At 62.0% G+C, this 6,408-nt stretch carries 7 protein-coding genes; 3 read left to right on the top strand and 4 right to left on the bottom strand.

Features of this window, described 5'->3' with window-relative positions; genetic code table 11:
- Positions 1 to 438 precede the first annotated feature (438 nt).
- Positions 439 to 738, bottom strand: coding sequence for a galactose oxidase (locus KBZ12_RS18250; RefSeq protein ID WP_254959489.1), 300 nt, complete (start codon positions 736 to 738; stop codon positions 439 to 441).
- Between the two features lie 495 nt (positions 739 to 1,233).
- Between KBZ12_RS18250 and KBZ12_RS18245 the strand changes: the two genes are divergently transcribed.
- The 3 genes from KBZ12_RS18245 (at position 1,234) to KBZ12_RS18235 (ending at position 3,634) form a co-directional block, all read left to right on the top strand.
- Positions 1,234 to 1,659 (top strand): ankyrin repeat domain-containing protein, encoded by a 426-nt coding sequence (locus KBZ12_RS18245; RefSeq protein ID WP_254959488.1) that lies wholly within the window; start codon positions 1,234 to 1,236, stop codon positions 1,657 to 1,659.
- A 395-nt stretch (positions 1,660 to 2,054) separates the two neighbouring features.
- Positions 2,055 to 2,600: a hypothetical protein gene (locus tag KBZ12_RS18240; RefSeq protein ID WP_254959487.1), complete on the top strand. Its 546-nt coding sequence runs from the start codon at positions 2,055 to 2,057 to the stop codon at positions 2,598 to 2,600.
- A gap of 323 nt (positions 2,601 to 2,923) precedes the next feature.
- Positions 2,924 to 3,634, top strand: a complete 711-nt coding sequence (locus KBZ12_RS18235; RefSeq protein ID WP_216914313.1) for a hypothetical protein — start codon at positions 2,924 to 2,926, stop codon at positions 3,632 to 3,634.
- Between the two features lie 79 nt (positions 3,635 to 3,713).
- Here the strand turns inward: KBZ12_RS18235 and KBZ12_RS18230 are convergent, their stop codons facing one another.
- From KBZ12_RS18230 to KBZ12_RS18220, 3 genes are all read right to left on the bottom strand, one after another.
- Positions 3,714 to 4,856 (bottom strand): site-specific integrase, encoded by a 1,143-nt coding sequence (locus KBZ12_RS18230; protein ID WP_254959486.1) that lies wholly within the window; start codon positions 4,854 to 4,856, stop codon positions 3,714 to 3,716.
- Between the two features lie 308 nt (positions 4,857 to 5,164).
- A complete protein-coding gene (locus tag KBZ12_RS18225; RefSeq protein ID WP_254959485.1) occupies positions 5,165 to 5,428 on the bottom strand; it encodes a hypothetical protein in 264 nt (87 codons plus the stop codon).
- Between the two features lie 52 nt (positions 5,429 to 5,480).
- Complete coding sequence (locus KBZ12_RS18220) at positions 5,481 to 5,678, bottom strand: hypothetical protein (protein ID WP_254959484.1); 198 nt, start codon at positions 5,676 to 5,678, stop codon at positions 5,481 to 5,483.
- Positions 5,679 to 6,408: the final 730 nt, after the last annotated feature.

The raw sequence follows: 6,408 nt of genomic DNA, 5'->3' as shown, positions 1-6,408 counted from the left end.
ATGGCAGAGGACCGGGCCAGGGTGGCTCACTTTTCGCTGTCGCCTCCCCCTGCCATGGCAGGGGGAGGCCCCGGGGTAACCCGCCTACGTAATTGACGCGACCCGCCTACGTAGTTGACACCGGGCAAGCTGGCATAGATGTCGACCACAACGGGTTTGCCCTGCAGGGAAGGGGCGAGGGCAGCGCCCTGCCTTTGGGCGACCCATCGGCTTGCGCCGATGGCTGCTGGCGCGGTGACGGCCTCAACGGATCCAGACACGTTGAAGGGCTGAGGACCACCGAGCGTGAGGAGCAGAGCGGCGAGGGGAAATGGCATCGCGACAGCGAGGACGAATGCCCTGACTACCAATAGAGATCCCAATTGGATTGGCTCGATCCAAGATCGTGGATTTTGTGCGTCCCCCACGCCTGTTCCCCTACCGCCTTCCGTCAGCGGCCTATCCCACCTCCGGGCACCAGCCCCGCTGGCGCGTCATGTCTTCGGTCCAACCCTGGCAGCGGCGGGTGAGGTGCTCCCCATTGGCCAGCAAGCCCTGATGCAGCTGGCAGGTGAGCACCGGGATGCCGTTCACCCCGGTGTGGTGGCGAAACCAGTGGCAGGTCATGCAGACCTTGCGGCTGCGGCTGGCCAGCAGCACCTCCTCATCGAGGTAGGGCCACTGCTCGTAGCCGCCATCGTCCGCCGCTGGGCTGGGGGCCAGCCGTGTGCCTCGGGAGCGGGGTGGGGAAGCAGCCACGACAACACCAGCACAGAGAACACCTGTACTAGCAGAAGTCGTTTGGTTCTGGCCAGCTCGGGCGCGACCCCAGGCGGACCCCCAGGTGGCAACGAACCGTCGGTGGTGGGCCGCTTCATCGGCTCCCACTGGGGTGTGGAGTGGCTCGATGAAGAAGGCGATGCCGATCCGCAGCAGGAAATGCCTCTGCGCTAGGTCATGTGATGCCACGGGCCACGGGTCTGCAGGGGGCCATCAACCAACAACAATCGGCAGCGCCAGGAGAGGAAGCAACGCGCCCTCATTCAGCCCCGAAGAAGTGAGGCATGGACCAACCGAGAAAGACTGACAACGCACCACATAGAATCCTCGTGGCCATGTTGAACTAGCCGGGGCGTGGAGAAGAAGCAACAATCCGTTGAGAGTGCCTACGCCGAGGCAAAAAAGGGAAACTGGGCGCATGTTCTGACCCTCTGGCAGTCAGAACCACGGTTCGCAAGTGGCTGCAGTAGATACGTGAATCCATTTTCCGGATGGTCCTTTTTGCATCAGGCCGCACGCTTCGGTCATGAGCCAGCCTGTCGCGAGCTGATTCGCCTTGGCACGGCAACCGGGACACTCACTTATGAGAATGAGAGTGCAGCTGATATTGCAAGAAGGCATCAACACCATGAGTTGGCAAGCGTCCTGCAGCGGAGTTGTCTTGATCAAGATGCGTGCTGGTGTCCGCCAAGAGATCCCAAGCAGCTCCCGAGTAGCAACTTTTGGGATGAAGCGCAGGAGCGTAAAGCCTCTAAAGTGATGCTGGTGGCCTATGGCGGCGGCGTCGTCAAGATTCCTGCTGGCTCACGCTACTTTGTGGATTCGTTTGAACGTACGCTGATTGGTTGGCACGGAACCTATGACCCGCCTGGTGACATGGGGTGTGGATCAATGGTCTGAGTGAAGTCAGACAGCACACTTATAATGAGTTGTTGCGCACAAGTAGTAAATTGTCAACTCCAATTCGCTGTTTACGCCGAGAATCTGGTAATTGTCGCGAAACGAGGCTAGTTGGCGATGGCTGGCTGATCGCTGCAGGAGCGTCCTTTTTGGAAGCAGACACAGTTTCAACGATTAGAGTGTAATTCTACGGCTATCTCTTTTCGAGAATGACTACATTCAGCCTCATGTCCCCATGCGGTCATCCAGCACCTTACAGACTCGAAGGCGCCATTGGAGGCACTCCCGACGTTGGACTACTCGGCCAGAATGAGCGATGTCGTCGTTCGACGCTTCCGCCCTTCTTGGATGGTCTTGTCTTTCACTTTGGACAACCTCCTCGTAGCAGTGTCAGCATGCAGAACTTCTATCACTTGGGAGACTTCTTTGTAGTATCGAACTCTTTCAAGACGTTTCTCGAGCGTCACGCTGGCTGCAGCTTTGAGGCAAGGGCGATTCGGACCAAGCATCCTCAAGACGTCGAGCATGAGCAGTATTGGGCCATGAAGGTGGCAACCAGGGTTGATTGCCTCTTGCCCAATAAGTCGTTCCGTACGCAACCATCATGGATCACTGATCCCCCACCCTGCTTCAGTGAACGGGCGATGGAGACTGCGTTGGCGGACGATGTTGCCCCTTACTTTGCCAATAAGGGATCCTCGATCTACTTTTCCTACCCTGGACATGGGTTGGGCAGCGTGTGCATGGATTTCTCCTCAGTACCGGCAGGCGTCAAGCTCTTTGAGCCACTCTATTGGCCACATTTTCTGGTGGTCGATGTGATCTTCGCTAGAGAGATGGAGCAGCAATGCAAAGGTGGAGCATTTGGCTATTACTTCTGGACGCTAGGCTTTGACGACGTCACTGCCGAATACAACAGTTTATTGCACAGTCTTCGATGACAGTCCAGTCAGGGCGCTTCGCATAGGTGGCGTTCAAATTGCTGCGCGGTTCCTCTGAGTGCTGGTGGGTCGACAGGGGCGGAACTGCGGCAGGTGTGGACCTCCTCGCCCCCTGCTTCAATCAGATGGTTGATCTCTGCTCGGGGTCGCCGGGGGATTGGCGATTCGGACAGCACTCTCTCCCGATGCAGTGCTGCCCCGCCCCTGGAGAACACTCCGGCCACCCGTACCCGCACCCTCACCTGCTGTCGTGATGGCAGCGCGACAGCTCGACAGCATCCCAAATCCACGTCATCCTGCTGTCGAGCCAGCACCGCGACACCATGACAGCACTCTCTGACGTGGCGCCCGCCGATCTCTCCATCCGGGATCTGGAGAAACGATGGGGGATCAGCCGCAACGGCCTCAAGGCCCGCGCCCGCGCTCTCGGGGTCGAGCTGATCCGCGTCTCCTCCACCCTCACCACCTGGCCGGGCGCCTTCATCGAACTCGGGGAGAGGCTCCACGAACACCTCCAGTCAGGGCAGCCCATGGGGACCTTCCCTGGCCTGAAGCCGGTGGCGGCTGATGGCAGTGCGACGGCAGTGACAGCAGCAGACGCCACGGCGATCGTGAGGTCTCCAGGCAACGACCTTGCGCTGCTGGTGGCGGCCATGCGGGAGGCGGCGGCGGCCCCAACGGCGGATCCCCTGCTGCGGGCTCGTGGGCTTGCCGAGGCTGCCGATAACGCCCTGGTCCTCACCACTACCGATCTGGCGGCTTTGCTGGGTCAGGGGGTGATGTCCTGGCGGAGCGGACATGAGGCCTATGGCTATCGCTTCGAGCGGCACCACCAGGGCCGGCAGGTGCTGTGGACCGTCGCGCGCGCCATCACCCCCAGCTCCCCAGCAGGAGTGCGTGCCCTCCCTGGCGTCAATCCAACGTCCAGCAGTGAGCGGCGCGTTGGATTTGCGGCGGAAGCGTTCATTGACGTCCCCTGGCGGATGGCGGATACGACGGGTAGCCGTTTGTTCCTGCAGAACCGCATCGGTTGATCAGGTAGAGGGGATCAAGTGTCGGCAGAAGGGACGCCCTTGCTGCTGCCGCATGTGTATCGGTCCTGCTCTTGCCTCGCTAAGTCGCTAAGGCCTTGGCAAACGCCGCCGCCGCTCCTTGACCTGACGCCCATGGATAGCTGCGCAGGTGCACCTCGAGCGAATGACCCATGCTCAGCGCCACACTCCCTGGGTCGATCCCCAGCTGGTGGCCCCGCAGGCTGTAGCCATGGCGGAACGAGTACGGCACAGCGCGCTCTCCTCGTTCCGCCATGCGCTCCCGCAGTTCCACCCAGCCCTGCTGGCGTTTGAGGTAAGTGCCGATCGCATCGGCCGCTCCTGGCCCGTTGCCCAGGGGCGGGAGCTCGATCGCGCCGGCGCGCCAGCGCTCCAGCAGCTGCCAGTCCTGCCTCCGCCCGTCCCAGTCGGTGAGCGGCAGCGGATGCACCCAACGCGGGGTTGTCATTCCACCGCCGCTGCGCTTGCGGTAGCTGCACCACCACAGCGGTTTGCCGCTGCCCGGTTCGCTGCGCACCCCCAGGTGCTGCAGCTCGATCGGCCGCAGGCCCAGCTCCGCCAGCAGCCGAAACGCATCAGCCCACCGGCGGCCAGGTTGATCGGTGGGCAGGGAATCCAGCAGCTGCAGCACTTGTAGATCGGTGAACGGATCACCCTTGCGGTGGCCGGCAGCCGTCTCCGCTGCAGGGACACCGATGTGCCGCCGCAGATCGAGCGGTGGCCGCCAGCTCGCGGGGAATTTTTCGCGCTCCACGCAATGCCGCAGGAACTGCGCCAGCGACTGCGCCCGGATCTGTCGGGCCCGGGTCCCAGGCGCCCAGCCACGCAAGCAGGCATCCAACAGCGAAGCCGAATCCGGAGGACGCTTGGGGCCCTCCAGCAACTGCACTGCCAGCTCGAGCACCGGCGCGTAGTTCTTGGCCCAGGTGATCGGACGAATGGCGCCGCCGTGATCCAGCTTCTGCTGGCGGAAGTGCTGCAGCGCCTCGGTCCAGCTGTCCTTGCGCTGAGGCCCTCGACCCAGGGCAATGGCCGCAGCGTCCTGAAGTGCGTGGCCTTTGAGGGTGAGCAGGTAGATGTTGCGCACCCGGACCAGGATCGGGCCCACCTCCTGGCGAGACCAGGGGAAGGGCAGGACAACCGATTCCATCCCGCCATCGGGGTGCCGGATCAGGAGGCGCACCCCGCCGCGCTGCTCGCGCACGGACCAACCGCGCGCTGTGGAGCTGCGGACAGCATCACGCAGGCTGGACTCCCAGGCCTCTGAATGGCTGACGCGTGGCACGCAGTGAGCACAAACTGAGCACAAAACTACCCGTTTCTGCCCGATCAGTGCCGTTCAGGCCCAGTCAGGAAGCCAGTTCTGACGCGGCATCCGTCATTCTGACTGGCTCCGCGGGGATCTTTGGGAGCACTAGGTCGCAGGTTCGAATCCTGTCGCCCCGATTGACTTTTCAGGGATCGGCTCTGGGGCTTGTGCCCAAAACGTGCCCAAACCGCCGGGGCCCCAGCTCACTCCTTATGCCCAGTTGTCGCGGCCAGCTGATCTGCAGTTGCCGCGGCCTCGGCCAGCAACTGGCGCAACCTGACGCCCAGCTCGACCGCCTCAGGCGTCACGTCCGGCGCGGCGCCCAGCTGGGCCAGCGGTCCTTCCGCGTCGTCACTCGCGGCTGCGGCGATCTCCAGCACGGCGAACGCGGCTTCGGCGGCGACGGGCAGGGGTTCACCCGGCTGCAGCGGCCACAGCTCGGGCAGGGTGGTGAAGGTGCTGGGCATGGTGTTTTCCAGTGGGTCAGCCCCAGGCGTAACACCAGCCGGCCACTGCCGTCTAATGGCGTTCCGCACCTCTGTGGGTGTGGTTCCGTATCGGCAGCAGCCCAGGGCGGCGCCGCCGAGCCAGCCGCACGATCGGGTGCGGGCGGCCAGCCAGCCGTGGGCGCAACCGTCCGACCAGCCAGCGGCGGGTCTTGCGGTCGGTGAGGGCCTCCAGCAGCACAGCCAGGGCGGCGTCATCAAGCTCGGGCATCGAGGGCCACCAGCTCCCCTCAGGGTTTCCGGTGGCGGTCAGGGATCGGCAGGCGTTCCGTGAGGCCTGGCTCACCACTAGTACGATCATGCCAGGGGAACCTATCGTGTTTCGTCTTGGGGTGATAATGTAGAGCGTCATGATGGCAGGTACGTATAATGTATCACCTATTCATTAACGGGAAAAGTGTCCACTCATTCTCTGCATTCTGTCAAGCGTTGGCATTCTGCCAAAAATGCAAAGTAGCAAGGGGTAGCATACGCTGCCATGGTATCATTCTTGCAAACATTATCAACGGTGAGACGGTATGAACACTTACGTTCAATTCTTCATTCAAGGCATCCCTCACCCTTTCAACTTAATCCAGGGATCATCCAAGGATGTGGCGATCGTGCCATTATCCGGTTGGACGGCAGGATGCGCCAGGCAAGCATGGAGCAGGTAGCAGAGGAAGAATGCAGGAGGCGGGGATTCGTGGCATGGCAGCTAATTCGTGGCGGGTCGCTGCTACGTGCCAAACCTTTCACGTAACCGTTCAGGGGTCGGGACGGCTCATTGCGAACTTCAGCCCTGCTGAACCCTTGACGGGAGCTTGATTCCCGTTTGCATCTCAGGCAGAGACCGCCTGTGATGAGCACCCCTCCTTCCGGGATACCAGAAGCGGATTGGCTGGCAACACCAGCCAGCGTCAGAACGCTGATCCTCGCTCAACAGCAAGAGATTCAGGCTC

Origin of the sequence: Cyanobium sp. Cruz CV13-4-11 (assembly GCF_024346055.1) — a bacterium.
Lineage (GTDB): Bacteria > Cyanobacteriota > Cyanobacteriia > PCC-6307 > Cyanobiaceae > Cyanobium.
The sequence above is the reverse complement of the archived record's forward strand: the minus strand, read 5'-3'. Positions and strand labels throughout refer to the sequence as shown.